24 protein-coding genes are annotated in these 26,039 nt (G+C 74.0%); 8 read left to right on the top strand and 16 right to left on the bottom strand.

Annotated elements, in window-relative coordinates; genetic code table 11:
• Positions 1-2 precede the first annotated feature (2 nt).
• The 3 genes from H6H00_RS21580 to H6H00_RS21570 are packed head-to-tail and all read right to left on the bottom strand — an operon-like array spanning position 3 to position 3,572.
• Entirely contained in the window at positions 3-1,061 is a 1,059-nt protein-coding gene (locus H6H00_RS21580; protein ID WP_185717545.1) for a substrate-binding domain-containing protein, read from the bottom strand.
• A 29-nt stretch (positions 1,062-1,090) separates the two neighbouring features.
• Positions 1,091-2,095: an ABC transporter permease gene (locus H6H00_RS21575; protein WP_255425301.1), complete on the bottom strand. Its 1,005-nt coding sequence runs from the start codon at positions 2,093-2,095 to the stop codon at positions 1,091-1,093.
• Positions 2,088-3,572, bottom strand: coding sequence for a sugar ABC transporter ATP-binding protein (locus tag H6H00_RS21570; protein ID WP_185722620.1), 1,485 nt, complete (start codon positions 3,570-3,572; stop codon positions 2,088-2,090). Before H6H00_RS21570 ends, H6H00_RS21575 begins: the two co-directional genes overlap by 8 nt.
• A 98-nt stretch (positions 3,573-3,670) precedes the next feature.
• On the opposite strand from H6H00_RS21570, the gene H6H00_RS21565 reads away from it, so the two are divergent.
• Positions 3,671-4,876, top strand: a complete 1,206-nt coding sequence (locus tag H6H00_RS21565; protein WP_185717544.1) for an ROK family protein — start codon at positions 3,671-3,673, stop codon at positions 4,874-4,876.
• Between the two features lie 21 nt (positions 4,877-4,897).
• Here H6H00_RS21565 and H6H00_RS21560 read toward each other — a convergent pair whose 3' ends face one another.
• The 10 genes from H6H00_RS21560 to H6H00_RS21515 all read right to left on the bottom strand — a co-directional run bounded on the left by H6H00_RS21560 (position 4,898) and on the right by H6H00_RS21515 (position 15,607).
• Positions 4,898-5,890 carry a Pecanex-like protein 1 gene (locus H6H00_RS21560; protein ID WP_185717543.1) on the bottom strand — a complete coding sequence of 331 codons (993 nt, stop codon included), beginning with the start codon at positions 5,888-5,890 and terminating at the stop codon, positions 4,898-4,900.
• A 76-nt stretch (positions 5,891-5,966) separates the two neighbouring features.
• Positions 5,967-6,941: a DUF4142 domain-containing protein gene (locus H6H00_RS21555; RefSeq protein ID WP_185717542.1), complete on the bottom strand. Its 975-nt coding sequence runs from the start codon at positions 6,939-6,941 to the stop codon at positions 5,967-5,969.
• Positions 6,942-6,981: 40 nt separating this feature from the next.
• Positions 6,982-8,313 carry a ferric reductase-like transmembrane domain-containing protein gene (locus H6H00_RS21550; protein WP_185717541.1) on the bottom strand — a complete coding sequence of 444 codons (1,332 nt, stop codon included), beginning with the start codon at positions 8,311-8,313 and terminating at the stop codon, positions 6,982-6,984.
• 288 nt (positions 8,314-8,601) lie between these two features.
• Entirely contained in the window at positions 8,602-9,891 is a 1,290-nt protein-coding gene (locus H6H00_RS21545; protein ID WP_185717540.1) for an MFS transporter, read from the bottom strand.
• Positions 9,892-9,950: 59 nt separating this feature from the next.
• The gene (locus H6H00_RS21540) at positions 9,951-10,661 is read right to left on the bottom strand and encodes a dienelactone hydrolase family protein (RefSeq protein WP_185717539.1); all 711 of its coding nucleotides are present in this window, start codon (positions 10,659-10,661) and stop codon (positions 9,951-9,953) included.
• Between the two features lie 10 nt (positions 10,662-10,671).
• Positions 10,672-11,319 (bottom strand): TetR/AcrR family transcriptional regulator, encoded by a 648-nt coding sequence (locus H6H00_RS21535; protein WP_185717538.1) that lies wholly within the window; start codon positions 11,317-11,319, stop codon positions 10,672-10,674.
• Between the two features lie 29 nt (positions 11,320-11,348).
• A complete protein-coding gene (locus tag H6H00_RS21530) occupies positions 11,349-12,818 on the bottom strand; it encodes a long-chain-fatty-acid--CoA ligase (protein ID WP_185717537.1) in 1,470 nt (489 codons plus the stop codon).
• Between the two features lies 1 nt (position 12,819).
• Positions 12,820-14,001 carry an acyl-CoA dehydrogenase family protein gene (locus H6H00_RS21525; protein ID WP_185717536.1) on the bottom strand — a complete coding sequence of 394 codons (1,182 nt, stop codon included), beginning with the start codon at positions 13,999-14,001 and terminating at the stop codon, positions 12,820-12,822.
• Positions 14,001-14,846, bottom strand: coding sequence for a 3-hydroxyacyl-CoA dehydrogenase family protein (locus H6H00_RS21520; RefSeq protein ID WP_185717535.1), 846 nt, complete (start codon positions 14,844-14,846; stop codon positions 14,001-14,003). Before H6H00_RS21520 ends, H6H00_RS21525 begins: the two co-directional genes overlap by 1 nt.
• Positions 14,843-15,607: a nuclear transport factor 2 family protein gene (locus tag H6H00_RS21515; RefSeq protein WP_185717534.1), complete on the bottom strand. Its 765-nt coding sequence runs from the start codon at positions 15,605-15,607 to the stop codon at positions 14,843-14,845. Before H6H00_RS21515 ends, H6H00_RS21520 begins: the two co-directional genes overlap by 4 nt.
• A 148-nt stretch (positions 15,608-15,755) precedes the next feature.
• Here H6H00_RS21515 and H6H00_RS21510 point away from each other — a divergent pair, with 148 nt between their 5' ends.
• Entirely contained in the window at positions 15,756-16,937 is a 1,182-nt protein-coding gene (locus tag H6H00_RS21510) for an LLM class flavin-dependent oxidoreductase (protein ID WP_255425856.1), read from the top strand.
• A 37-nt stretch (positions 16,938-16,974) separates the two neighbouring features.
• On the opposite strand, the gene H6H00_RS21505 is transcribed toward H6H00_RS21510, so the two are convergent.
• On the bottom strand, positions 16,975-18,549 hold the full coding sequence (locus H6H00_RS21505) for a flavin-containing monooxygenase (RefSeq protein ID WP_185717532.1): 1,575 nt from the start codon (positions 18,547-18,549) through the stop codon (positions 16,975-16,977).
• Between the two features lie 210 nt (positions 18,550-18,759).
• Between H6H00_RS21505 and H6H00_RS21500 the strand changes: the two genes are divergently transcribed.
• Positions 18,760-19,242 (top strand): hypothetical protein, encoded by a 483-nt coding sequence (locus H6H00_RS21500; RefSeq protein WP_185717531.1) that lies wholly within the window; start codon positions 18,760-18,762, stop codon positions 19,240-19,242.
• A 16-nt stretch (positions 19,243-19,258) separates the two neighbouring features.
• Here H6H00_RS21500 and H6H00_RS21495 read toward each other — a convergent pair whose 3' ends face one another.
• Together H6H00_RS21495 and H6H00_RS21490 are read right to left on the bottom strand one after the other, a co-directional pair.
• Complete coding sequence (locus H6H00_RS21495) at positions 19,259-20,182, bottom strand: alpha/beta hydrolase (protein WP_185717530.1); 924 nt, start codon at positions 20,180-20,182, stop codon at positions 19,259-19,261.
• A gap of 59 nt (positions 20,183-20,241) precedes the next feature.
• Positions 20,242-21,069 carry an IclR family transcriptional regulator gene (locus H6H00_RS21490; RefSeq protein ID WP_185717529.1) on the bottom strand — a complete coding sequence of 276 codons (828 nt, stop codon included), beginning with the start codon at positions 21,067-21,069 and terminating at the stop codon, positions 20,242-20,244.
• Positions 21,070-21,189: 120 nt separating this feature from the next.
• Here H6H00_RS21490 and H6H00_RS21485 point away from each other — a divergent pair, with 120 nt between their 5' ends.
• The 5 genes from H6H00_RS21485 to H6H00_RS21465 are packed head-to-tail and all read left to right on the top strand — an operon-like array spanning position 21,190 to position 26,036.
• A complete protein-coding gene (locus H6H00_RS21485) occupies positions 21,190-22,338 on the top strand; it encodes a CaiB/BaiF CoA transferase family protein (RefSeq protein ID WP_185717528.1) in 1,149 nt (382 codons plus the stop codon).
• Positions 22,335-22,826: a MaoC family dehydratase gene (locus H6H00_RS21480; RefSeq protein ID WP_185717527.1), complete on the top strand. Its 492-nt coding sequence runs from the start codon at positions 22,335-22,337 to the stop codon at positions 22,824-22,826. The genes H6H00_RS21485 and H6H00_RS21480 overlap by 4 nt, the downstream gene beginning before the upstream one ends.
• A complete protein-coding gene (locus H6H00_RS21475; protein ID WP_185717526.1) occupies positions 22,823-23,974 on the top strand; it encodes an acyl-CoA dehydrogenase family protein in 1,152 nt (383 codons plus the stop codon). The genes H6H00_RS21480 and H6H00_RS21475 overlap by 4 nt, the downstream gene beginning before the upstream one ends.
• Positions 23,974-25,005: an LLM class flavin-dependent oxidoreductase gene (locus H6H00_RS21470; RefSeq protein WP_185717525.1), complete on the top strand. Its 1,032-nt coding sequence runs from the start codon at positions 23,974-23,976 to the stop codon at positions 25,003-25,005. Before H6H00_RS21475 ends, H6H00_RS21470 begins: the two co-directional genes overlap by 1 nt.
• Complete coding sequence (locus H6H00_RS21465; RefSeq protein WP_185717524.1) at positions 25,002-26,036, top strand: TRAP transporter substrate-binding protein; 1,035 nt, start codon at positions 25,002-25,004, stop codon at positions 26,034-26,036. Before H6H00_RS21470 ends, H6H00_RS21465 begins: the two co-directional genes overlap by 4 nt.
• Positions 26,037-26,039 lie beyond the last annotated feature (3 nt).

Here is a 26,039-nt window from a genome sequence, read left to right as displayed (position 1 = left end):
CGTCACGATTCGAAGCCCAGTGGCAGGTAGGTGTCGACGTTCTCCTTGGTGATCGTGGCCGAGGCCAGCGTGATCGACGTCGGGACCTCCTTCTCCACGAGGTCGCCCATCCCCCGGTTCTGCGCGACGAGCCGCGCCAGCGCCATCGCCGAGGACGCCATCGTGGGGCTGTAGGTGACCGTGGCCTTGAGCACCGAGGTGTCGGCCTGGATCTCGCGCATGGCGTTGGCCGAGCCCGCGCCGCCCACCATGAAGAACTCGCTGCGCCCGGCCTGGGTGATCGCGGCGAGGACGCCGATGCCCTGGTCGTCGTCGTGGTTCCACACGGCGTCGAGCTGCGGGGCGGCCTGGAGCAGGTTGGCCGCGACGCGCTGCCCGCCCTGCGCGGTGAAGTCGGCCGCCTGGCGCGGGCCGACGGCGAACCCGAACGACGCCAGCGCGTCGGAGAAGCCCTGGCTGCGGGCCTGGGTCAGCGGCAGGTTGTCGATGCCGGCGATCTCGCCGATCACCGGGTTCGCGACGCCCGCGTCGCGCAGGCGGGTGCCGATGTAGGTGCCCGCCGAGACGCCCATGCCGTAGTTGTCGCCGCCGATCCAGGTGCGGTAGGCCAGCGGCGAGTCGAAGATGCGGTCCAGGTTGATCACGGGGATGCCCGCGTCCATCGCGCGGCGGCCCAGCGAGGTGAGCTGGCTGCCGTCGTTGGGCAGGATGACCAGCGCGTCGACGCCCTGGTTGATCAGCGTCTCGACGGCGGCGATCTGCTGGGTGATGTCGTTGGTCGGGTTGACCGCCTCCAGCGTGACGTCGCTGTACTGGCCGGCCTGGGCCTGCGCGTTCGCGGCGATGGCGGCGATCCAGCCGTGGTCGGCGGCCGGGGCGGAGAAGCCGATGGTGACGGGCGTGCCGGGTTCGGCGTTGTCGCCCGCCGCGGCGGCGACGTTGGCGCCCCCGCCCGCGGCGGCCGGGGCGGCGTTGCTGGTGCAGGCGGCGGTGAGGGCCGCCCCCACCCCGAGGGCGCCGACGAGGAAACCGCGGCGCGCGAGACCGGACGAGTCAGACATGGTGGGCACTCCTGTGTGCGGGAAGGGATTCAGGGGGACGAGCGCTGCGCGCGGGTCTGGATCAGGACGGCGACGACGATGATCACGCCCTTGGCGATGTTCTGGACCTCGGTCGCCAGGTTGTTCAGGACGAACAGGTTGGTGATCGTCGTGAACACCAGCACGCCGAGGATCGAGCCGATCAGGGTGCCGCGGCCGCCCGTGAGGAGCGTGCCGCCGATGATCACCGCGGCGATGGCGTCGAGCTCGTAGAGGGTGCCGTGGGTGCTCGACCCGGTCGTCGTCAGCGAGGCGATCATGATCGCGGCGATACCGCAGCAGAGCCCGGACAGGACGTAGAGCGCGATGGTGTGGCGCTTCACGTCGAGGCCGGCGAGGCGGGCCGCCTCGGGGTTGCCGCCGATGGCGAACGTGCGGCGGCCGAACGTCGTGCGGTTGAGCAGCACCCAGCCCACCGCCACCACCGCGGCGAAGATGTAGACCAGCAGCGGGATGCCGAGCACGCGGGTGGTGGCGATCCCGGCGATGACCGGATCGACCACGATCTGGCTGCGCCGCGCGGAGATCCGTTCCGCGAGGCCCTGGGCCGTGATGAGCATCGCCAGCGTGACGATGAACGGGACGATGCGCCCGTAGGCGATGAGCAGCCCGTTGACCAGCCCCGCGCCCGCCCCGACCGCGAGCGCGCAGAAGACCATGACCCACGGGCCGAAGGACTGGGTCGCGACGGTGGTGGCCCACACCGAGGCCAGGGCCATCACCTTGCCGACGGACAGGTCGATGCCTCCGCCGATGATCACGAACGTGACCCCGACGGTGATCACGCCGATGATCGACGCCGAGGTGAGGATCGTCAGCAGGTTCGAGGTGGTGGCGAACGTGTCGGCGGTGGACACCCCGACCACGCACAGCAGCACGAGCACCGCCACCAGGCCGAGGTTGCGACCGGCCCCGCTGTCGAGCACCCGGGCCACCGCCGACGGGCCCCCCGCCACCCGCTCGACGGGTGGCGCGGCCATCTTCTGGTCAGGCATGTGCCGTCCCCTCCATCACCAGGTCCAGGACCCGGCCCTCGTCGAGCTCGTCGGCGGGCGCCTCGTGGACGACCGCGCCCTCCCGGACGACCAGCACCCGGTCGGCGAGACCGAGCACCTCCGGCACCTCGCTGGACACCAGCACCACGGCCACCCCGCTCGCGGCGAGCTGCCGGACCAGTGCGTAGATCTCGCTGCGCGCCCCGACGTCGACGCCGCGGGTGGGCTCGTCGAGCAGCAGCACCGTGCAGCCGCGCAGCAGCCAGCGGGCGAGCACGACCTTCTGCTGGTTGCCGCCCGACAGCGTGCGGACGACCCGCCGCGCGTCGGCGGGGCGCACGTCGAGCTGCTCGGTGACCTCCGTGGCCGCGGTCAGCTCGGCCTGCTCGCGCACGAACCCGCCGCGGGCGAAGCGGCCCATCGCGGGCAGCGTCACGTTGCGGTACACCGGCTCGCCGAGCAGCAGTCCCTGGCTCTTGCGCTCCTCGGGGCACAGCCCGACCCCGGCCCGCACGGCGCCGGGCACCGAGCCGCGGCGCAGCGTCCGGCCGTGGACGCGCACGGTGCCTGCGTCGGCGCGGCGGGCGCCGTAGACGGTCTCGAGGATCTCCGAGCGCCCCGACCCGACCAGCCCGGCCAGCCCCAGCACCTCGCCCGCGCGGACGGTGAACGAGACCCCCGCGAACTCCCCGCCGCGGGCCAGCCCGTCGACCTCCAGGACGGTGTCCCCGGGGGCCTCCCCCGTGCGCGGCGGGAACACGTGCTCGCTGGAGCGGCCGGTCATCAGGCGGATGACCTCGGCGGTCGGGGTGGTGCGGGCCGGGAGGTCGCGGGCGACGGTGCGCCCGTCCTTGAGGACGGTCACGCGGTCGCCGATCTCGCGGATCTCGGCGAGGCGGTGGGAGATGTAGACGACGGCGACGCCGTCGGCGGTCAGCTCGCGGATGACCCGGAACAGGTTCTCGACCTCGTGCGGGTCGAGCACGGCCGACGGCTCGTCCATGACAATCAGCCGGGCGTCGCGGGCGAGCGCGCGGGCCATGCTGACGACCTGCTGGCCCGCGGCGGGCAGCCGGCCCAGCTCGCGGCGCGGCGGGATCTCCGGGTGCCCGAGGCGGCGCAGCAGCGCGCGGGCGGCGTCCTCGGCGTCGCGGGGGCGGGTGAAGCCCAGCCGCGCCGGCTCGTGGCCGAGCACGATGTTCTCCGCGACGCTGAGCCCCGGCACGAGGTCGAGCTCCTGGTGGATGGTGGCGATCCCGGCGGCGTCGGCGGCCTGCGGGGAGCCGAAGGAGACGGGCTCCCCCGCCCAGCGCACCTCGCCCGCGTCGGGCCGGTGGGCACCGGCGAGCACCTTGATCAGCGTCGACTTGCCCGCGCCGTTCTGGCCCAGCAGGCAGTGGACCTCGCCCGCGGCGACGTCGAGGTCGACGCCGTCGAGCGCGCGGACCCCCGGGAAGTCCTTGACGATGCCCCGCATCTGCAGCAACACGGGGGAAACCTAGGAGGGTTGACCAGTGACGTACAACGGCCGAATAATGTGTGTTTAGGTCATTTTTCCGACGAAATCAGGTCGTGATGTCCTCACCGACGTGGACGCTCCCCGCACTCCGCCTGGAGGCCCCGCTGCTCTCCGGGCGGGTCGACGCGGGCGTCACGCTCAGCACCGTGACGCGGCTGGTCGCGTCCGGCACCGCCGTGAGCAAGGCCGACCTCGTCGTCGCCGCCGGGCTGGCGCGCACGACCGTCAGCGCGGCCGTCGACGAGCTGCTCGCGCGCGGCGTCCTGCAGCCCGACGGGATCCGCCCGACGAGCGGTCGCGGGCGCCCGGCCGACCGGCTCGCCCTGTCCCCGCAGTGCGGCTCGGTGCTGCTCGCCGACGTCGGGGCCCGGGGCGCGCACCTGGCCGTCGTCGACCTGCGCCAGCGGGTGCTCGGCCACGTGCACGCCGAGGTCGACGTGCGGGAGGGGCCCGCGGCGGTGCTGGGGGTCGTCGAGTCGGAGCTGGAGGAGCTGCGCGCCCGCGCCGGGCTGCCGGTGCGCGCGGTCGTCATCGGCCTGCCCGGCCCGGTCGACGGCCACCTCGGCATCCCGGTCCGCCCGCCGATCATGCCGGGCTGGCACGCCTACCCGGTCGCCGCGCGGCTGCAGGAGACGTTCTCCTGCCCGGTGGTGCTGGAGAACGACGTCAACCTGCGTGCCCTCGGCGAGGCCAGGGCGCTGCCCGCCGACCAGGCGCCGCTGCTGTTCGTCAAGGTCGGCACCGGGATCGGCGGCGGCCTGGTGACCCGCGAGGGCGTGCTGCACCACGGCGCCGACGGCGCCGCGGGCGACATCGGGCACGTGCGGGTCCGCGGCGCCCCCGACACCGTGTGCGTCTGCGGCAACATCGGGTGCATCGAGGCGGTCGCCTCGATCACCGCGATCGCGCGGCGGCTCGGGGACGCCGACGTGACCGACGTCCGCGAGCGGGTCGCCCGGGCCGATCCGGAGACGATGGCGCTGGTCCGCGAGGCCGCCGCGCTGATCGGGGAGGTCGTCGCGATGCTGGTGCACTTCTACAACCCGGCGCGGGTCACCCTCGGCGGGTCGGTGACCTCGGCCAGCGACGAGCTGCTGGCCGGGGTCCGCAGCGTCGTCTACCAGCGCGCCCTGCCGCTGGCCACCCGCAACCTGGTGCTCGCCACCAGCGTGCTCGGAGAGCACGCCGGGCTCGGCGGGGCGTCGGTGCTCGGCATCGAGCGGGTGCTCTCCGCCGAGCACATCGGCCTGCTGGGTCGCTGAGGGCGGCCGGTCGCCGATCGCCTACTGGACGGTGATCCGCACGATGTCGAACGCGGGCGTCTGGTTGGCGCGCTGCATCATCGGGACGCGGTGCGACCCGTCGCCCGCCCACACCGCGCACTGCGCGACGCCCGGGGCCGGCATCGCGTTCACCGGAACGGTGACGACGTCGGGCTCGGCCCCGCCGCCGTTGTCCTGGGTGGCGAGGAAGAACTCGGGGGCGGGCTCGGCGTCGGGGGCGACGGAGGTCGACTCGAGCATGCGGCAGGCGGTGTGGAAGTGGCCGCGCTGGATGCCGTCCTCGCTGAGGAACGAGCTCTCGCGGTAGTAGCCGCCGGCCGCGGCGCCGAGGAACCGGTCGCGGATCAGGTTGCGGGTGCTGACCTGCAGCGTGAACTTCTCCCCCACCGCGACGGTCTCCGGGGCGTCGGTGATCAGCAGCGACGGGCTCTGGGCGGCCGCGGCCACCTCGCCGAACGCGATCGCGACGCAGCGCGGGGCGTCCTGGAAGCCGGTGTGCGGGTCGAGGTCGCTGGTGGAGCAGTCGTCGCCGAGGATCTCCAGCCCGCCACCGGCGGCGGGGGGCGCGGTGGTGGTCGCGGCCGTGGAGGTCTGCGTCGGGGTGGTCTCCCCGGTGGTGGTCTCCTCGGCGGCGCCCTCCTCCTCCGCGGCCGTCGTCTCCTCCGCGGCCGTCGTCTCCTCCGCGGCCGTCGTCTCCTCCGCGGCGGTCTCCTCGGCGGCGGTCTCCTCGTCCGTCGGGTCGAGGTCCTGGGTGTTGCCCGCCGGGACCGTCTGGATCGTCGTCGGGGTGTGCCCGGCGTGCCCGCCGGTGACCGGCCCGGCCCCCTGGCCGTAGGCGCCGCCGTCGGTGGCGGGGGTCGCGACGGCGAAGTCGCAGGCCGTCGGCACGAGGACGACGGCGGCGGCCGCGAGGATCGTCAGCGCGGCGCGCCGGCCGCGGGCGGCGCGGCTGTTCTCGGGCAGGGTCGGATCGGGCAGCGCTGTCTCGCGCATCGGGGTGCCTCTCTGGGGACGGGGAGCGGAGCGCCGGGGAGCGGGGAGCGTCGGCGCGGCGGTACGGGGTCGTGCGTCAGCGCTTCACGGAGTGGCGCGGACCGGTCGGTGCGGCACGGGAGTGCGATCCGGTGTCGGACACCTGCGGGTGCGGGCCGGTGTCGGACACCCGGGGGTGCGGGCCGGTCTGCGACACGCGGGGACCGGGGATCCGGGGGTAGGACCCGGTGATGTGGGACTCGGGGTAGCGCGAGTGCGGTGGCGGGGCGGGCGCGGCGATGGCCGCGATGGCGCGGGCCGTCGCGTCCGGGGCGGGACCCCGGACCGGGACGCCGACCGGGCCCGGCCTGCGCCGCATCGCGGTGAACAGCGCGATCGCGGCGAGCACCGCGGCCAGGACGACGAGCGCGGGCACGATCAGGTCGGCCGGTCCGCGGCCGGAGCCGAGCAGGCCGGGCGACGGCGCCTCGGGCAGCGCCGAGTAGTCGACGAGCCCGGTGCTCTCCAGGTAGCCGATGTGCCGCGTCACGTACTCGTCGGCCTGCGCGGCGAACTGGCGGACCAGCTCGTTGCGGGTGCTGACCCGGACCGCGGCGATGACCGGCAGCACGGTGCCGTGCGCGGCGCGCAGGCGCTGCACGAACACCCGGTCGTAGTCGGTGCCGGTGAGCGCGGACATCTCGTTCATCCAGCTCAGCTGCTCGGCCGTGGGCCGGCTCGGCACGAGCACGCCGAGCTGGTCGGCGGTCTTCATCACGAGCTGGTCGAGCTCGACGTGCTCGTGGTGGATGTTCGTGCCGACGGTCTGCACCTCGGCGCGGCTGGCCTGCTGCTCGGCCTGCTGGCCGGTGGGGGCCTCCCAGAGACCGGCGAGGCGGACCTTGACGAGCAGGTCGCGGTCGGCGGGACCGAGCGGGCCCCACTCGGTCTGGGTGTAGCCGGCGGTGCCGGGGGTGCCGGACGCCCAGGACTGGGCGATCGAGGCGCTGATCGCGAGCAGCACCGCGACGATCACGGCCGTGCGCAGGGCGCGGGGAACACGGCGGAGCATGGTGGGGGGAGCCTTTCGACTGCGGTGTGTGGTGCGGGTGTCAGGCCATGTCGAACTGCTCGGTGCGGACGTGGTCCGGGGGAACACCGAGGAGCCCGAGTGCGTGGAACGCGGTCGCCACCAGGGTCGGCGAGCCGCAGACGAACCAGTCGAGCGAGCGCGGGTCGGGGATGCCCGCGAGAGCGGTGGTCAGCGGGGCGGTGGCGTTGCGGTGGGGACCGCGCAGCACCTCGCTGACCTCGAGGTAGAGGTGGTCGGCGAGCAGCGCCAGCTCGTCGCGGAACAGCACGTCGTCGCGGCTGGCCACGACCAGCACGAGGTGGAACCGCCGGGCGTCGCCCCGGTCGGCCGCGGTGCGCAGCATGCTCATCATCGGCGTCACGCCCACGCCGCCCGCGATCATGACGACGCCGGTGGCCGAGCGGGAGTCGTCGACGGTGAACGCGCCGTGCGGGCCGTCGACCCAGACCTGCTGGCCGGGCCGCAGGTCCGCGACGGCCGCGGTGAACGAGCCGGCGTGCCGGATCGTGAACTCGACGGAGTCGGGGTCGTGCGCCGAGGACGCGATGGTGAACGGGTGCTCCTCGGCGCGCGGGGAGCGGGCCAGGCGCAGCCAGGCGAACTGGCCGGGGGCGAAGGTCCAGTCGGCGTCGTCCCCCGCGCCGTGGCGGGCGCGGCGGCGGTCGAGCACGAGCGTGCTGATCGTCGGCGCCTCGGGCCGGACCTCGCGCACCACGAACTCCGACGACGGGTCGAACACCGCACGCAGCAGCCAGCGGTGCAGCAGGACCGCCAGCAGCGCGACGCACAGCAGCGCCAGCACGGCGCTCATCGCGGCGTCGGTGACGAGCTGCTGGAGGTACCAGACGTGCAGCGCCGAGCCGAGGACCGCGACCCCGGCGAGCCCGAGGTGCGTCCAGCGCCACAGCTCGTAGGGCAGGTGCCGGGTGCGGTCGCGCGTGACGGCCAGCACCACGACGAGGGCGAGCGCGACCGTGGCGACGGTCGCGGCGACCGACGCCGACGTGGCGCGGGTGGGCGTCAGCAGGGTGACGTTGACCGGGTCGGCGGCGACGACGCAGGCCAGGTGCAGCAGGACCAGCCCCGCGGCCAGGCCGCCCAGGGTGCGGTGGACCTCGAGGATCCCCTCGATCCCGAACGCCCGGGTGAGCGAGCGGACGCGTGAGGGCAGCACCGCCGCGCACACGATCGCCGAGAGCGCGAGCAGGCCCGTCGTCGTCGAGAGCTGGGTCCACAGTGGAGCGGGCGGGGCCGTGAGCAGGCGGATCACCACCGGGGCCACGAGAACCGTGCCCAGGGCCGCGATCCACGCGGCCCGCACGGTGCTCGCGGGATAGGGGCCGTCTGTCATGGGGCGGACGTTAGAAGGGGGTACCCCGTCGGGGTTGCGACCCTGAGAACCCCCCGGGCCGGGCGTCGTCCCGGGTGCGACGAGCGGGGACGGATAGGGCCGTTCGGACCACGAGTTGCGCCGACTGCCGCGTCACACCCTCAGGGACGCTGACGGTTCCCGCCGCCCGCGGCGGCCGTCGACCGCTCGCCGCTCCCCCGCGGCAGCACGCCCGCCCGGCCGCCCGGGGCGACTGCCCGGCGTGCGACCGGCGGCACCGACCCGTCACGCTCGGCGACGGGCGCCGTCCTACCGCAGAACCTCCCCGCGCGTCTCCCGCATCCGCAGCACGGTGACGAACGAGATCACCGCGCCCACGGCGACGTAGACGAAGAACAGGTCCGCGTACCCGGCCTGCCGCAGCGAGGTGATGATCAGCGGCGCGGTGCCGCCGAAGACCGCGACCGTCAGGTTGTACCAGGCCCCGATGCCCAGGCCGCGCAGCTCCGTGGGGAACAGCTCGCTCATCACGGCGGGCGCGATCGAGGTCATCGCGGTGTAGAGGGCGAGTCCGACGCAGAACACGACGAGCAGGTTGCCCAGCCCCGGCCCGATCAGCGTCGAGAGCGGGACGATCAGCAGCGCCGTGGCCGCCGACCAGACCAGCAGCTGCGGGCGGCGCCCGACCCGGTCGGCCAGCACGCCCATCGGGTACTGCAGCGCCACGAACAGCGCCGTCGCGATCGACAGGGCCACGAACACGTCGCCGGCGTCGGCGCCCTCCTGCACCGCGTACGGGGTGAGCGCGGAGAAGAAGGTGTAGTAGCAGAGCGTGGACAGCAGGGTGAAGCCGACGAGCTGCGCGACGGCCCGGGGGTGCTCGCGCAGCGTCGTTCGCAGCGGGTGGCGCAGCGCCTGCGCCTTCTCCTTGTTCTCCTCGAACTGGTCGGTCTCGGGCATCGCCCGGCGCAGCCACAGCCCGATCAGGCCGAGCACGCCCCCGATGATGAACGGGATCCGCCAGCCGTAGGCGGCGAGCTGGTCCTCGGTGAGCACCGACGTCAGCAGGGCCCCGAGCAGCGACGCGAGCAGCACCGCGGTGCCCGTGGAGATGTAGAAGAACGAGGAGTACCGGCCGCGGCGCTCCGGCGGGGCGATCTCGGCGAGGTAGGCCGACGCGTTCGACACCTCCCCGCCCAGCGACATGCCCTGCGCGATCCGGGCGAGCAGCAGCAGGATCGGCGCGAGCCAGCCCACGGCGTCGTAGGTCGGCAGGACGCCGATGACGAACGAGCCGCCCGCCATCAGCAGGATCGTCACGAGCATCGCGGTGCGCCGGCCGCGCAGGTCGGCGAAGCGACCCAGCAGCAGGCCGCCGAGCGGGCGGAAGAAGAACGCCAGAGCGTAGGTCGCCAGCGCCCCGATCAGGGCCAGCGCCGGGTCCGCCGGGTCGAAGATCTGCGTCGCGAAGTAGATGCTGAACGTCGCGTAGATCGTCCAGTCGTACCACTCGATGGCGTTGCCGACCGACGCCGCGACGAGCGTCCGGACGGGAAGGCGGTGCGGCGCCTCGACGGGCGCGGCGGAACGATCGGACACGGCTACCCCCGAGGTCGACGTCCCCGGGAGGGTAGGTGCTCGACGGCCCGTCCGCCGGATCAGGACGCGGGTCGCCGCAGGTGCGTGTCGAACCAGGCGAGGATCCGGGCCCAGGCCTCGTCGGCCGACGGCTGGTGCGGCCCCAGGCCGACCACCTTCATCAGCGACGCGGCCGGACCCTCGACCGTGCTGAGGAACGAGTGCCCCGCGCCGGGGTACTCCCGCACGTCGTGGACGACGTCGAGCTCGGTGAGCAGCGACTCCAGCTTCCCGGCCGCCCCGCGGAGCGTGGGGTCGGACCCGCCGTAGCTGGCGACGATCGGGCACGCGCCGACCAGGATCTCCCGGGCGTTGCGGGGCAGGCGCCCGTAGTTGGGGGCGGCGGCGTCGAACCCGCGCGAGGCCGCGCCCAGCGCGAACCCGCCGCCGAGGCAGAACCCGATGATCCCGACGCGGCCCGTGCAGTCGACGTGCCCGGCCAGCCAGGTGCGGGTGGCCTCGATGTCGCCGAACGCCGGGCCCTCGCCCGCGAGCATCGCCGAGAAGGTGGCGCGCAGGCAGCGCACCCCGCCCGCCCCGAACAGGTTCGGCGCCACGGCGAGGTAGCCGGCCGCGGCGAGCCGGTCGGCCTGGCGGCGGGTGTCGTCGTTGAGGCCGAACGCCTCGTGGACCACGACCACGCCGGGCCACGGGCCCTCGCCCGCCGGGACGGCGAGGTGGGCCTCCAGGGAGCTGACCGTGGTGGCACCGGGGATCGTCGTGGCGGGCACGAGCGGCACCCTACCCGCGCGTGATCAGGCCGTTGAGCAGCGTGTCGGCGTAGGCGGAGCCGATCTCGGCGGCGGACACGGTGCTCTCGTTGGGGTCGAACCAGCGGTTGGACCAGGCGACCATCCCGATCACCCCGAACGCCACCACCCACGGCTGCGTGCCGACGGCGAGGCTCCCCTCGTCGACGCCCGCCTGCACCATCGCGACCACGGCGTTCTCGTAGCGCTTGTTGTGCCGCGCCATCTCCCGCGCCCACGCCGACCGGTCGCGGGTGCCGGGCCCGAGGTTCTCCTGGATGTAGACGTAGAGGAAGGGATAGGCCTCCGCGTAGCTGACCATCAGGCCGACGATCAGGGCCCGCAGCTTCTCCGGCGCCGTCCCCGGACCGGCGAGGATGCGTTCCGCGGCGTCGGCGTTGGCCTCCACCGCGCCGCCCACGACGTCCTGGAAGAGCTCCTCCTTGCTGCCGACGTAGTAGTAGAGGGAGGCCCGGTCCAGCCCCATCGCCTCGGCCACGTCGGCGAGCTTGGTGCCGCGGTACCCGTTGCGCTTGAACATCGCCGCCGCCGCCGCGACGATCTCCGTCCGGCGCTCCCGGTAGGCGGCGCCGCCCTCGTCCCGGGCCGCCGCGCGCCGCCTGCCGATGCCGCTGGTCATCCGCGCAGTATGGCGTGCGGAGCCGGTGTTCAGGGCCAGTAGGGGGCGCGCAGGGTCCTCTTGAGGATCTTGCCGCTGGCGTTGCGGGGCAGGGCGTCGACGAAGTCGACGCTGGTGGGGCACTTGTAGCGGGCCAGCCGGGTGCGGGCGTAGGCGATGACGTCCTCCGCCGTCGGGGTGGCGCCGTCGGCGGGGACGACCACCGCCTTCACCGTCTCCCCCCACCGCTCGCTCGGCACCCCGATCACGGCGACGTCGGCCACGCCGGGCGCGCCGGCGACCGCGTTCTCCACCTCGGCGGGGTAGATGTTCTCCCCGCCCGAGATGATCATGTCCTTGATCCGGTCGTGCAGGAACAGGTAGCCGTCGGCGTCGGCGTAGGCGGCGTCGCCGGTGCACAGCCAGCCGTCGGCGGTCAGGGTGGCGGCGGTCTCGGCCGGGCGGTTCCAGTAGCCGACGGTGTTCTGCCCCGACCGCACCCGGATCTCCCCCACCTCCCCCACGGGCGACGGGTCCCCGGTGACCGGGTCGAACACCGCCACCTCGTGCCACGGCAGGGCCCGGCCGACGGACCGCAGCAGCTCGGGGCGGTCGTGGTCGGCGGGCGCCAGCGCGGTGACGCTGCCCGCCGTCTCCGTCATCCCGTAGACGCCGAGGAACGCGCACCCGAGCACCCCGATCGCCCGTTTCAGCAGGGCCTCGGTCATCGGCGCGCCGCCGTAGGCGATGACCTGCAGCGACGACAGGTCGGGCCCGGGAGGCGCATCGAGCAGCATCTGCACCACCGCGGGCACGAAGAACGCGTGCGTGACGCCGTGCTCCTCGATCGCGGCGGCGATCGCGGACGGCACGACCTCCGACATCAGGATCGTGTGGCCGCCGAGCCCCAGCGTGGTGAGCCCGTAGCCGGTGCCGCCGATGTGGAACAGCGGCGAGGCCAGCAGGTTCACGCTCGCCGCCGACATCCCGTACGCCGTCGCCCCCATCCGCGGGGTGAACAGCAGGTTGGCGTGGGTGAGCCGGGCGCCCTTGGGCAGGCCGGTGGTGCCGGAGCTGTAGAGCTGCAGCACGACGTCGTCGGCGGCGACCGGCACGGCGGGCGGGGTGGTGGGCAGCCCGGCGATCCAGGCCTCGTGGTCGGAGTCGAGGTCGACCACCCGGAACCCGGACGGCAGCAGGGCGCGTTCCGCGGAACCCGCCAGCACCAGCGCGGGCGCCGCGTCGGCGGCGATCGCCGCGATCTCGGGCGGGGCCAGCCGCCAGTTCAGCCCGACCAGCACCGCCCCGGCCCGCGCCGCCCCGAACAGCAGCTCGAACCACTCGGTGCGGTTGCGGGTCAGCACCGCGACGCGGTCACCGGGCCGCACGCCGTCGCGGACCAGGGCGTGCGCGACCTGCGAGGCACGGGCGTCGAGCTCGGCGAAGGTGATCGTCCGGCCGTTGCAGGTGATCGCCGGCCGGTCCGAGGCCAGTGAGGAGAGGAGGGCGCCGAGCGTCATGTCAGTAGCTCTTCGGCAGGCCCAGGCTGTGCTGGGCGACGTGGTTGAGCACCATCTCCTTGCTCACCGGCGCGGTGCGGAACATCCGCGCGGTGAACCACAGGTCGGACAGCCCGTACTCGTGGGACAGGCCGTTGCCGCCGTGGATCTGGATGGCGTGGTCGAGCGCGGCGACGGCCGCCTCGCCCGCGGAGTACTTGGCGATGTTGGCCGCCTCCCCCGCCTCGGCGCCCGCGTCGGCGAGCTGCGCGGCGTGCTGGGTCATCAGGCGGGAGAGCTGCACCTCGATGTAGGCCTTGGCCAGCGGGTGGGAGATGCCCTGGTGCGCGCCGATCGGCGTCGACCAGACGGTGCGCTCGCTGGCGTAGCGCGCCCCGCGCTTGAGCGCGTAGCGGGCGATGCCGTTGGCCTGCGCCGCCGCCGTGACGCGCTCGGGGTTGAGCCCGGCGAACATCGCCTTGAGTCCCGCCCCCTCCGCGCCGACGATGCCGTCGGCGGGGACGGGCACGTCGTCGTAGAACGTCGTGTACTGGTTCTCCGGGATCTGCAGCGCGGAGTCGATCTTCTGCCAGGTCAGGCCGGGGGCGTCGGTCGGGATCAGGAACAGCGACGGCCTGCCGCTGTCGGCGTCCCGGGCGACGACGAGCACGGCGTCGGCCTCGTCGATCCCGGACGTCCAGTACTTCTGGCCCCGCAGCCGCCAGCCACCGTCGTCGGCGCGGTGCGCGGTGGTGGTGATGTTGTGGGTGTTCGTGCCCGCGTCGGGCTCGGTGATCGCGAAGCAGACCTTCTTCGTGCCGTCGGCGATGCCGGGCAGCCACTGCGCCTGCTGCGCCGGGGACCCGTGGGCCACCAGCAGCGAGCCCGCGATGGCCGGCGAGATCACCAGCATGAACATCGGGCAGCCCTGCGCCGCCGTCTCCTCGATGACGAGCGCGAGGTCCTCCAGCCCGCCCCCGCCGCCGCCGTGCTCCTCGGGGATGGCGACGCCGAGGAACCCGGCCCTCCCCATCTCCGACCACAGCGCGTCGGGCTTCTCACCGGCGCGCGTGACCTCCTGGAAGTACTCGCGCCCGAAGCTCCCGACGAGCTTGCCGACGGCCTCGCGCAGCGCTCGGCGTTCCTCGGTCTCGGTGAGCAGCGCGTCGCGCACGATCCCGTCACCGGTTGACGACACAGCCATCAGACCTCCCAGTCGAAGAACCCGCGCCCGGTCTTGCGGCCCAGGTCGCCCCGCGCCACCAGTGTCTCCAGGATCGCGGGCGGGGCGTAGCGCTCGCCGTAGGTGGTGCTGAGGTGACGGGCGATGTCCAGGCGGACGTCGAGGCCCACCACGTCGGACAGCCGCAGCGGTCCGATCGGGTGGCCGTAGGCCAGCACGGCGGCGCGGTCGATGTCCTCCGCGCCGGCGACGCCCTCCTCGAGCATCCGCATGGCCTCGAACGCGGCGATGTTGTCGAGCCGGCTCGTCGCGAAGCCGGGCACGTCGCGGACCACGATCGACTCCTTGCCGATCGCGCCCGACAGTTCCCGGGCGGTGGCGACCGCCGCGTCGGACGTGGCCGCGCCCCGCACGATCTCCACGAGCGGCAGCGACCACACGGGGTTGAAGAAGTGCATGCCGAGGAACGCCTCGGGGCGGGCGAGGCCGGCCGCCAGCCCGTCGACGGACAGGGCGCTGGTGTTGGTCGCGAGCAGCCGCGGCACGCGCTCCTGGACCGCCGCCAGCACCTCGGCCTTGAGCGCGGCCTGCTCCGGCACCGTCTCGACGACGACGTCGAGCCCGCTCGCCAGCTCCCCCACCCCGTCGACGACGTGCAGCAGCCCGTCCAGCGCCCCGGCCCGGTCGGCCGTGAGCTTCCCCCGCTCGACGCCGCGGCGCGCCCGCTCCACCAGGTCGCCGCGCAGCCCGGCCCGCCGCCCGGCGTCGGGCTCGACGACGGTGGTGGCGAACCCGGCGGTGGCGAACACGTAGGCGATCCCGATGCCCATGGTGCCGCCCCCGACGACCCCCACGGCCCCGCTCACGCGCGCACCGCCCGGCGCAGGCCGACCCGGTCGCGCACCACGCGACCGCGGCCGTCCGGACCCACCATGCCCACGACGCTCATGCTCGCCTCCCGGCCCTCGCGCCCCTGCGTCCCGGGCAGCCCGCCGAGGTACCGGCCGTGCTGCACCGCCTGGAACGCCACGCGCGGGCCGGCCGAGAACAGCTCCCCCACCTCGACCCGCGTGACGTCGAGCAGCGGCGGGGTCGGCCGTCCGGTCCAGCCGTCGTCGAGGACGGCGGGGGCGAGGTCGCCCGCGGCCAGCCACTCGCGGACCGACCTCTCCGCCGCCGGGTCGGCCGGTTCCGGCTGCGCCGCCCACGGTGCGGGGGCCGGCGACTCGACCGGGTCGCTCGCGCGCTCGGCGAGCTGGCGGCGCCGGGAGTGGTAGTCCTCCTCGGTGACGTTGCGCGTGAGCCGGGTGCCGTTCCAGTCGAACAGCCCGATGCCGGTCCAGGCCGCGGGCTGCCCGCCGTCGGCCTCGGACGGGCCGTGCTCGGTGAAGCGCAGCGCGACGCGCTCCCCGTCGGTCCACAGGTCCTGCACCGAGAGCAGCAGCCCGGGGAAGCGCCGCAGCTGGGCCAGGGTGCCGGGGATGTAGGCGTCGTCGCGGCCGTCGAGGGTGTGACCGCCGATGAGGATCGCGTAGCCCGGATCCATGATCTCGGCGCAGGCCGACGGGTCGGCCCGGCCGAGCCAGTCGACCGCGAACCGCCGCATCAGTGCGACCAGGGGATGCACGAATCAACGCTAACGTTGACGTTCGCCGCCCGCAAGGCCCGACTCGTCAACCCCACTGTTGACACCGACCCTGCCAGTGGCGACCATCACAGGCGGCGTCCGCTGTCCGCCGGGCGTCGAGTCCACTCGAGGAGTCCTCGTGGCCCGCATGCGCTTCGGCATCTTCCTGCCCCCGCACCACGTCCCCGTCGGCCAGAACCCGACCTATTCCCTGCAGCGCGACGTCGAGCTCGTGCAACTGCTCGACCGCATGGGCTTCGACGAGGCCTGGTTCGGCGAGCACCACTCCTGCGGCGTCGAGCCGATCGGCGACCCGCTGATGTTCATCGCGCACGTCGCCCAGGTCACGAAGCACATCAAGCTCGGCGCGGGCGTCCTGTCGCTGCCGTACCACAACCCGTTCCTGGTGGCCGACCGCCTGATCCTGCTCGACCACCTCACCCGCGGCCGCGCCATGATGGGCGTCGGCCCTGGCGCGCTGGCCACCGACGCGATCATGCTCGGCCTCGACCCCGCGGAGGCCCGCAAGGCGCTGGAGACCGACGTCGACGTCCTCATGCACCTGCTGCGCAGCGACGAGCCGATCTCCATCGACACCGGCCGCTACAAGCTCGTCGAGGCCCGGCTGCAGTTGGACGCCTACTCCGACCCGCACCCGGAGATCGCCACCGCCGCGATCGTCTCGCCGTCCGGGCCGCGCCTGGTCGGCAAGCACGGCCTCGGGATGATCTCCATCGGTGCCACCATGAGCCAGGAGGGCTTCGACGCCCTCGGCATGCACTGGTCGGTCGTCGAGGAGCGGGCGAAGGAGTTCGGCCAGGACGTCAGCCGCGACGGCTGGCGGCTCGTCGGTCCGATGCACATCGCCGACACCAAGGACCAGGCGATCAGGGACGTCGCCCACGGCATCGACGCCTGGTTCGACTACCTCCAGCACACCGCCGCCGCACCCCAGCTCGGCGTGCTGGGCGAGAACACCCGGGAGCGCATCGACTTCGTCATCGAGTCGGGCATGGGCATCATCGGCACCCCCGCCGACGCGATCCAGCAGATCGAGCGGCTCGAGGAGCAGAGCCAGGGCGGGTTCGGGGCCTACCTGATGTTCGCGCACAACTGGGCGCCGTGGGAGGAGACCCAGCACCACTACCACCTGTTCGCCAACGAGGTGATGCCCGTGTTCAAGCGGACGACCAAGCGGCTGCTGGCCAACGAGGCGTGGACCCGCAGCGTCCGCGACCCGCTCGCCGCCAAGCAGTGGGAGGCGATCAACGCGTTCACCGCGCAGCACAAGGCGGAGCAGGAGGCCAGGAACGCCGGGTCGATGACGTGACCGGTGCGCGGGGCCCCCGGGTCCCCGCGCACCCGGACTACAGCTTCAGCCCGTCGTACCCGTCGGCCACGACCTGCTCCAGGATCCGCCGGTAGCCGCGCACCCCACCGGAGTACGGCATGAACACCCGCGGCTTTCCCTCGATCTCGTCGCCCATGTAGTAGCTGCGCGCCTTGGGGTAGAGGGTGGCGGCGGCCCGCTCGTTGACGTGGGCCACCCAGCGATCCTCGGCCTCCGGGGTCGCCTCCACCGTGCCGTCACCGACGTGCTCCATCAGCTCGGCCAGCCAGTCGACGTGCTGCTCGATCGAGAGCAGCACGTTGCTCAGCAGCGACGGGCTGCCCGGACCGGCGATGATCACGAGGTTCGGGAAGCCGGAGACGAACAGGCCCAGGTAGGTGCGCGGGCCGGCCGACCAGTGCTCGCGCAGCGTCCGCCCGTCCCTGCCGACGATCTCCGGACGGAGCAGGGAGCCGGTCATGGCGTCGAAGCCGGTGGCGAGGACGATCACGTCCAGGTCGTGGTGGCCGTTCTTCGTCGCGATGCCGGTCGGCGTCACGCGCTCGATCGGGTCGGTCCGGACGTCGACGAGGGTCACGTCGTCGCGGTTGAAGGTCGGGTAGTAGTCGCTGTCGACCGACGGGCGCTTGGTGCCGAACGGGAACCCGCGCGGCATGAGCTTCTCGCGGGTCTCCGCGTTCGCGACCTGCGCACCGATCTTCTCGCGGATGAAGTCGGCTGCCGTGTCGTTGGCCTCCTGGTCGAGGATCAGGTCGTAGTAGGCCAGCACGAAGCCGAAGCCCAGCCGCTTCCACGCCGCCTCGTAGGTGGCCCGGCGCTCCTCGGGGGTGGCGTCGAGCGCCGAGAGCCTGCTCGGGACGAACCCCAGCCCGCTGGGCGAGTTGCGGGCGGCCTCGCGGCGCTGGGCGTAGGTCGCCTTGACCTCGGCGTCGGTGGCGTCGTCGATCGGGGCGTTGGCGGCCGGGACGGAGAAGTTCGGGGTGCGCTGGAAGACCGTGAGGTGCGCGGCCTCGCGTGCCACGACGGGCGTCATCTGCATGCCCGACGAGCCGGTGCCGATGATCCCGACGCGCTGCCCGGACAGGTCGCGGCCCTCGTGCGGCCACCGCGCGGTGTGCAGGATCTCGCCGGCGAAGGACTCCTGACCCGGGAGCTCCGGGGCCTTCGTCGTCGACAGGTTGCCGACGGCCATCACCAGCCAGCGGCCCGACCACTCCTCGCCCGTCTCGGTGGTGACCCGCCAGCGCGACCCGTCGTGCTCGGCGCGGGTCATGCGCCGGCCCAGGTGCACGTCGCGGCGCAGGTCGAAGCGGTCGGCGACGTGCTCGACGTAGCGCAGGATCTCCGGCTGCGTGGCGTAGCGCTCGCTCCAGCGCCACTCCTGCTGCAGCTCCTCGGAGAAGGCGTAGGAGTAGTCGTAGCTCTCGACGTCGCACCGGGCGCCGGGATAGCGGTTCCAGTACCAGACCCCGCCGATCCCGTCGCCCGCCTCGAGCACGGCGACGGTGCGGCCCATCCCCCGCATCGTGTGCAGGGTCCGCAGCCCGGCGAACCCCGCCCCGATGACCAGAACGTCCACGTCACGCGTCACAGGAGGGACCGTACTGGGCTCGGACCAGGGTTTCAACACATACGTTGACGGCCGGACCGGCTCAGGAGCGGCCCGATCCGGCCCGTGGACGGCGACGTCCGGACCGCCCTCCGACCGCGCGGACGGCAGGGCTGACGAGCCGGCGACCGGACGCGATCAGCTCCGTGACACGGCGCGATCGGCGGGCTGCTCCACCTCGGGGTCAGACGCGTGCTGCCCGCGACGCTGCGCGGTCGGGTCGCCGGGTTCGGGCTGCTCACCGGCACGCTCGGCGGCGCGTTGTTCGTGCACGGCCACGGCTCGTTCGACTTCACGGTCCTGCAGCCGGTGTGGCTGGCCGTCGTCCTGTTCGTCGCCCTGCCGTCGCTGTTCGGGATGGCGGTGCCCGTCCTGGTGGAGACGCTGGCCGGTCCGCGCGGCTGGGTACGTCGCGGGCCCTGGTGGCTGGTCGCGCCGGCCACCGTCGCCGCGGCGGTGCAGCCGGTCGTCCTGGTGGTGTTCGCCGGAGGGTACGGCGTGGCCCTGACCATCTCGACGGTGCCGGTGCTGCACCGCTGGTGGCACGGGCGGGCGGTGACGGTCCTCGGTTCCACGCTGCTGGGCGCACTCGTCTGCTGGGGGGTGTACGGCCTGGCCGTCGACGTCGTCTCCCTCGTGCGGCAGCGGTTCCCGACCGCTCCGTTCCACCCCTGACGTCGGAGGAGCGCGGTCAGCGCAGGAACTCGGCGAGGTCGTCGAGGATGCGGCGCCCGGCCGGCACGGCGCCGAACTGGCCGACGAAGCCGTGCATCATCCCCTCGGCGTCGACGGCGGTGACCGGCACCCCGGCCGAGCGCAGCCGGGAGGCGTAGGCGAGGCCCTCCGCGCGCAGCACGTCGTGCTCGGCGGTGACCACCAGCGCGGCCGGGAGCCCGGACAGGTCGGCGGCGTGCAGCGGTGCGGCGTACGGGTCGGGGTCGGCGGGATCGGGCAGGTAGTGGCGCCAGAAGAAGTCCATCTCCCCGCGGGAGAGGCCGCCGCCCGCCCCGGCGGTGTCGGACGGGTCGTCGGACACCCCGCCCGGCGCGGGCGCGAGCGCCGGGTAGACCAGCACCTGGCCGGTGATCCGGGGCCCGGAACGGTCGCGCGCCAGCAGCGTGACCCCGGCCGCGAGGCCACCGCCCGCGCTGTCACCGGCCACCACGAGCCGGTCCGGGTCGACGCCCAGCTCGGGGCGCATCCCGGCGAGCGCACAGGTGGCGGCGTAGGCGTCCTCCAGCGGGCCGGGGAACGGGGTCTCCGGGCTGCGGCGGTACTCCACCGACGCGACGACGCAGCGCGTCGCGACCGCCAGCGTGCGGCACGGCCGGTCGGACGCGTCGACCGACCCCGCGACGAACCCGCCGCCGTGCAGGTACACGACCAGCGGACGGCCCGCCCCCGGCTCGGGGTCGTAGACCCGCACCGGCAGCACCCCCGCCGGCCCCGGCACCAGCACCTCGCGCACCGACGCGACCCGCTCGCGGTCCCCGGCCAGCACCCGCGCCCCGTCGACGGCCGCCCGGGCGCCGATGACGCCCAGCTCGTGCAGCGGCCGGGCCCCCAGCTCGGCCCAGCGGTCGATCAGCGCCCGTGCCTGGGGGTGCAGTGCCACCGCCGCAGTCTCATCGTCGGCGACCACGACCGTCAACACCGACGTGGACGGCGCTGGGGTCAGCGGCCTGCCCCGTCCAGGAGGTCACCGATCCGGGCCGCGGCCGCCGCCACCTGCGGGCCGAGCTCGCGGGCGCGGGCGTCGTCGAAGCGCTGCATCGGCACCGACACGGCCAGTGCGCCGACCGGGCGCCCGTGCGGGCCGAGCAGGGCCGCGGCCACCGCCCCGACCCCCGGACGCCAGCTGGCCAGGGCCGTGGCCCAGCCCCGGTGGCGCACCTCCCGCAGCTCCGCCCGCAGCGCGTCGGGGTCCACCAGGGTCTCCGCGGAGAACCGCTCCAGCTCGCCGGCCAGCAGGCGGTCGGCCTCGTCGTCGGGCAGCCGGGAGAGCACGGCGCGGCCGCTGCAGCTGGCGTGCAGGGGCACGCGGGTGCCCAGCCGGACCCAGGTCCGCACCGGCTCGGTGCTGTCGAGGCGGTCGATGACGACCATCGCCGGGGTCGTCCCACCGGCCGGGGCGTGCTCGGGGCCGAACCCGCTGAGGTGGATCGTCTCCCGCGTCCGGTCCCGCAGCTCCTGCATCCCGGCCAGTGCCGCCTCGCGCAGCGTCGTCTCGGTGGAGCCCCGCAGCCCGACGGCGAGGGCCCGGCCGGTCATCGCCCAGCGCCGCGGGTCGGACCGGGCCGGGGTGAGCCAGCCGGCCTCGCGCAGGGTCACCAGGCTGCGCTGCACGGTGCTCTTCGGGATGCCGGTGGCCCGGGCCAGCGCGGAGACCCCGACCGGCTGCAGCTCGGACACCGCCTCCAGCACCGCGAGGGTGGCCCGGACGGCCCGCATCCCGGCGTCACCGGACGGCGGGCCGGGCGGGGGCGCGGGGGGAACGGACACGGCGGCCCTCCCTTGACAGTCGTGAGCCCGGTCACCGATGGTGGCGGGACGATCGGTCCACGATACGGCACATGTGCCGTGTCACGGCACAACCGAGGAGGCAGACACGGTGGTGTGGACGTGACCGGGCTGCCGCTGGCCGGGATCACCGTCGTCGCCCTGGAGCAGGCCGTCGCGGCCCCGTTCGCGAGCCGTCAGCTGGCCGACCTCGGCGCCCGGGTGATCAAGATCGAGCGCCCGGACGGCGGCGACTTCGCGCGCGGCTACGACGGCGTCGTCGCGGGCGGGTCCAGCGCCTTCGTCTGGCTCAACCGCGGCAAGGAGTCGGTGCAGCTCGACGTCAAGGACCCGGACGGCCGCGCCGCGCTCGACCGGCTGCTCGACCGCGCCGACGTGCTGGTGGCCAACCTCGCGCCCATGGCGCTGGAGCGGCTCGGCCTGACCGCGGCGGCCCTCGCCCCGCGCCACCCGCAGCTCGTCGTCGCCACGGTGTCGGGCTACGCCCCGGGCGGGCCGTCGGGGGCGAAGAAGGCCTACGACGCGCTGGTGCAGGCCGAGAGCGGGCTGATGTCACTGACCGGGGCCGCGGGCGCGCCGGCCAAGGTCGGCATCTCGATCGCCGACATCGCCGCGGGGTCCTACGCGTTCAGCGGGATCCTCGCCGCGCTGCGCCACCGCGACCGCACCGGCGAGGCGCTGCCCGTCGAGGTGTCGCTGTTCGGGGCGCTGGCCGAGTGGATGGCCTACCCGCTGTACTTCACCGCCCACTCCGGCGTCGCCCCCGTGCCGATGGGCACCGCCCACCCGACCATCGCGCCCTACGGCGCGGTCACGGCCGCGGGCGGCGAGCAGCTCATGATCGCCGTGCAGAACGAGCGCGAGTGGGTGCGGCTGTGCACCGCGGTCCTCGACGACGCCGCGCTGGCCACCGACGTCCGGTTCGCCACCAACCCGCTGCGGGTCGCGCACCGGTCCGAGCTGGACGCGGCCCTCGCCGCGGCCTGCGCGCGCCGTCCCGTCGACGTGCTGATCGCCCGGCTGGAGGCGGCCGGCATCGCCTGGGGCCGGCTCACCGAGCTCGCCGACCTCGCCGCGCACCCCGAGCTGGCGCCGCCGGAGCGCTGGCTCGACACCCGCACACCCGGGGGCACCGTCCGCACGCTGCGCCCGCCCGGCGCCCCCGGCGACCGGATCGCGGGCGGCGGCGCCGTGCCCGCGCTGGGCGAGCACACCGCGGCCGTCCTGGCCGCACTGGAGGAGGACGCATGACGACCCACACCGGCTGGCAGGGCCGCTTCTACGAGGACTTCGTGGTGGGCGACGTGTTCGAGCACCCGCTCGGGCGCACCATCACCACGACGGACAACATCTGGTTCACGCTGCTGACCCAGAACACCGCGCCGGTGCACTTCGACCACGAGTACGCCCGGCGCACCGAGTTCGGGCGGCCGCTGGTCAACTCCACGCTGACGCTGTCGCTGGTGGCCGGGCAGAGCGTCACCGACGTCTCGCAGAACGTCTTCGCCAACCTCGGCTGGGAGAGGGTCACGCTGCCGCACCCCGTGTTCGAGGGCGACACGATCCACTCGCGGTCGACGGTGGAGGCGGTGCGGGAGTCCCGGTCGCGGCCCACGCTCGGCGTCGTCACGGTGGCGACCACCGGCACCAAGCAGACCGGCGAGGTCGTCATCGAGTTCCTGCGCACGCTGCTGGTCTACAAGCGCGGGCACGGCCCGCGGTTCGAGGAGGGCCGATGACCACCACGGAACTGCGCAAGGACCTGCGCGCCCTGATCGACCGGATCTGCGCCGACTTCCCCGACCCCTACTGGCGCGAGCTCGACGAGGCCCGCCGCTACCCCGAGGAGTTCGTCGCCGCGCTCACCGGCACCGGGGCGCTGGGCGCGCTGGTGCCCGAGGAGTACGGCGGGCAGGGGCTGGGTCTGGGCGACGCGTCGGTGCTGCTGGAGGGCATCAACGCCAACGGCGGCAACGCCGGACCGGTGCACGCGCAGCTCTACACGATGGGCTCGCTGCTGCGGCACGGCAGCGAGGAGCAGAAGCAGCGCTACCTGCCCGGCATCGCCTCCGGGGAGCTGCGGCTGCAGGCCTTCGGCGTCACCGAGCCCACCGCGGGCACCGACACCACCTCCATCACCACCACCGCCGTGCGCACGGGAGACGGGTACGTCGTCAACGGGCAGAAGGTGTGGATCTCCCGCGTCCAGCACTCCGACCTCATGCTGCTGCTGGCCCGCACCACCCCGCGCGACCAGGTCCAGCGCAAGTCCGACGGCATGTCGCTGTTCCTGATCGACCTGCGCGTCACCGAGGGCGTGGAGCTGCGGCCGCTGCGCACCATGGTCAACCACGAGACCAACGAGGTGTTCTTCACCGACGCCCGCATCCCCGCCGACGCGCTGATCGGCGAGGAGGGCGAGGGCTTCCGCTACATCCTCGACGGGATGAACGCCGAGCGGATCCTCATCGCCGCGGAGTGCGTCGGCGACGGGCGCTGGTTCGTCGAGCGGGCCTCGCGCTACGCGGGTGACCGCCAGGTGTTCGGCCGCCCCATCGGCGCCAACCAGGGCGTGCAGTTCCCGATCGCCCGGGCGCACGTCCACGTGGAGGCGGCCGACCTGATGCGCTGGAAGGCCTGCGACCTGTTCGACGCCGGGCGGCCGTGCGGCGCCGAGGCCAACATGGCCAAGCTGCTCGCGGCCGACGCGTCGTGGGAGGCGGCCGACGCGGCGCTGCAGACCCACGGCGGCTACGGGTTCAGCGTCGAGTACGACATCGAGCGCAAGTTCCGCGAGACGCGGCTCTACCAGGTCGCGCCCGTCTCGACGAACCTCATCCTCTCCTACGTGGGCCAGCACGTCCTGGGCATGCCGAGGTCGTTCTGATGACGACCCCACAGTTCGGTCTCGTGCTGTGCAGCCAGTTCCCGCCCGGTGACGACGCGGGCGCCCGCTTCGCCGAGCAGGTGCAGCAGGTGCACCACGCCCGCGACGCCGGGTTCGACTCGGTGTGGGCCACCCAGCACTACCTCGCCGAGGAGTTCCAGTACCTGCACCCGCTGGCCGTGCTGGGCCGGCTGCTGCCCGAGACCGGGGACATGCGGATCGGCACCGCCATCACGCTGATGGCGCTCACCCATCCCGTCGACCTCGCCGAGCAGCTCGCCACCCTCGACATCCTCTCCGGCGGGCGGCTCGTCCTCGGGGCCGGGCTCGGCTACCGCGACGTCGAGTTCGACGCCTTCGGGGTGCCCCGTGGTCGTCGGCTGCGCCGGTTCACCGAGAACCTCGACCTCGTGCGCCGGCTGTGGACCGACGACGAGGTGAGCTTCGACGGCGAGGCCGGGCGGCTGGACCGGGTCCGGCCGGTGCTGCGCCCGGTGCAGCGCCCGCACCCGCCGATCTGGCTGGCCGGGCACACCGACGCCGCGCTGACCCGCACCGCCGCCACCGGGCTGCCCTGGCTCGCCGCGGCCGCGCACGTCGACGCCGACCACCTGCGCCGCCAGGTGGCGTTCTACCGGGACGCCTGCGCCGCGCACGGGCGGGCCGACGCCGAGGTCAACGTGCTGCAGGAGGTGTTCGTGGGCAAGAGCGACGCCGACGCCGTCGACCGGGTCCGCGACGCACTCGCCGCCAAGTACGCGGCCTACCGGTCGTGGGGCCAGGACCGGGTGCTGCCCGACTCCCAGACCTTCGACAAGGAGTTCGACGAGCTGCGCCGCGGCCGCTTCGTGCTCGGCGGCCCGGAGACCTGCCGGCGGCGGCTGCAGGAGCTGGTCGACACCGTCGGCCCGACCCACGTCCTGCTGCGCCCGCAGTGGCCCGGGCTGGCGCACGAGCAGGTGATGGCGAGCCTGCACCGGCTCACCGGCGAGGTGCTCCCGGCGGTGCGCCCGACCGGGGTGCGCGCGTGAGCGGGCGCGAGGTCAGCCGCCGGTCGGTGCTCGCCGCCGGGCTCGGCCTGGCCGGCTGGGGGCTCACCGGCTGCGCCGCGGGCCCCGCCGCGACCGGCCCCGCCGAGCTCACCACCGCGACCTACATCCCGGCCTCCTACGACGACCTCTACCCCGGCGTCCAGACCTTCATGGACACCCTCGCGCAGCGCAGCGACGGGCAGCTGACCTGCGACATGTTCGACTCCGGCACGCTGCTCGGCGCCGAGCAGCTGCTGCCGGGCCTGCTGCTGGGCGTCGCCGACCTGATGTTCCAGACCAGCTCGTACGTGTCGTCGTCCTACCCGATCCTCGGGGCGATGGAGCTGCCGTTCGGGGCCGAGGACTTCGCGCGGCAGCGCCGGGCGATCGACCCCGACGGCCCGCTGTTCGCCCTGGTCAACTCCCAGCTCGCGCCCGTCGGCGTCCGCCTGCTCGGCGGGATGCCCACCACCTTCGAGTACCTGTGGACGGTCGACCGCCCGATCCGCCGGCCCGAGGACCTGCGCGGCATGCGCATCCGGGTGGCGGGTGAGATCGAGGGCGAGACCGTGAAGGCCCTGGGTGGTGCGCCGGTGTCGATGGGGTCCGCGGAGGTCTTCGAGGCGCTCGAGCGCGGGACCATCGACGGGATGATGAGCTACGTCGGCACCGTCGTCTCCCGGGACCTGCAGGAGATCATCCGCTTCGGGACGGCCGCGCACTTCGGGGCGTACACGGTGGACGCCTACTGCCGCGCCGACTGGTACGCCGAGCAGAGCCCCGGGGCCCGGGCCGCGCTCGACGACGCGGGTCGCGCGATCTTCCGCGACGGCACCGAGGTGATGGCGCGGGTGCACGAGGACGAGTACTTCCCGGCCGTCGTCGAGGGCGGCGTCGAGCTGATCGAGCCGACCGAGGCCGAGCTCGCGGCGTTCCGCGCCGCGGTGGAACCGGTGTATGGGCGCTGGCAGGAGCTGCTGGGCGACCCCGCCGTCGCCGACCGCGCCGTCGCACTCATCGAGAACGCGTGAGGA

Source organism: Pseudonocardia petroleophila (genome assembly GCF_014235185.1).
GTDB classification, from domain to species: domain Bacteria; phylum Actinomycetota; class Actinomycetes; order Mycobacteriales; family Pseudonocardiaceae; genus Pseudonocardia; species Pseudonocardia petroleophila.
Note: the sequence above shows the minus strand (reverse complement) of the source record. Positions and strands in the feature narration are given on the sequence as shown.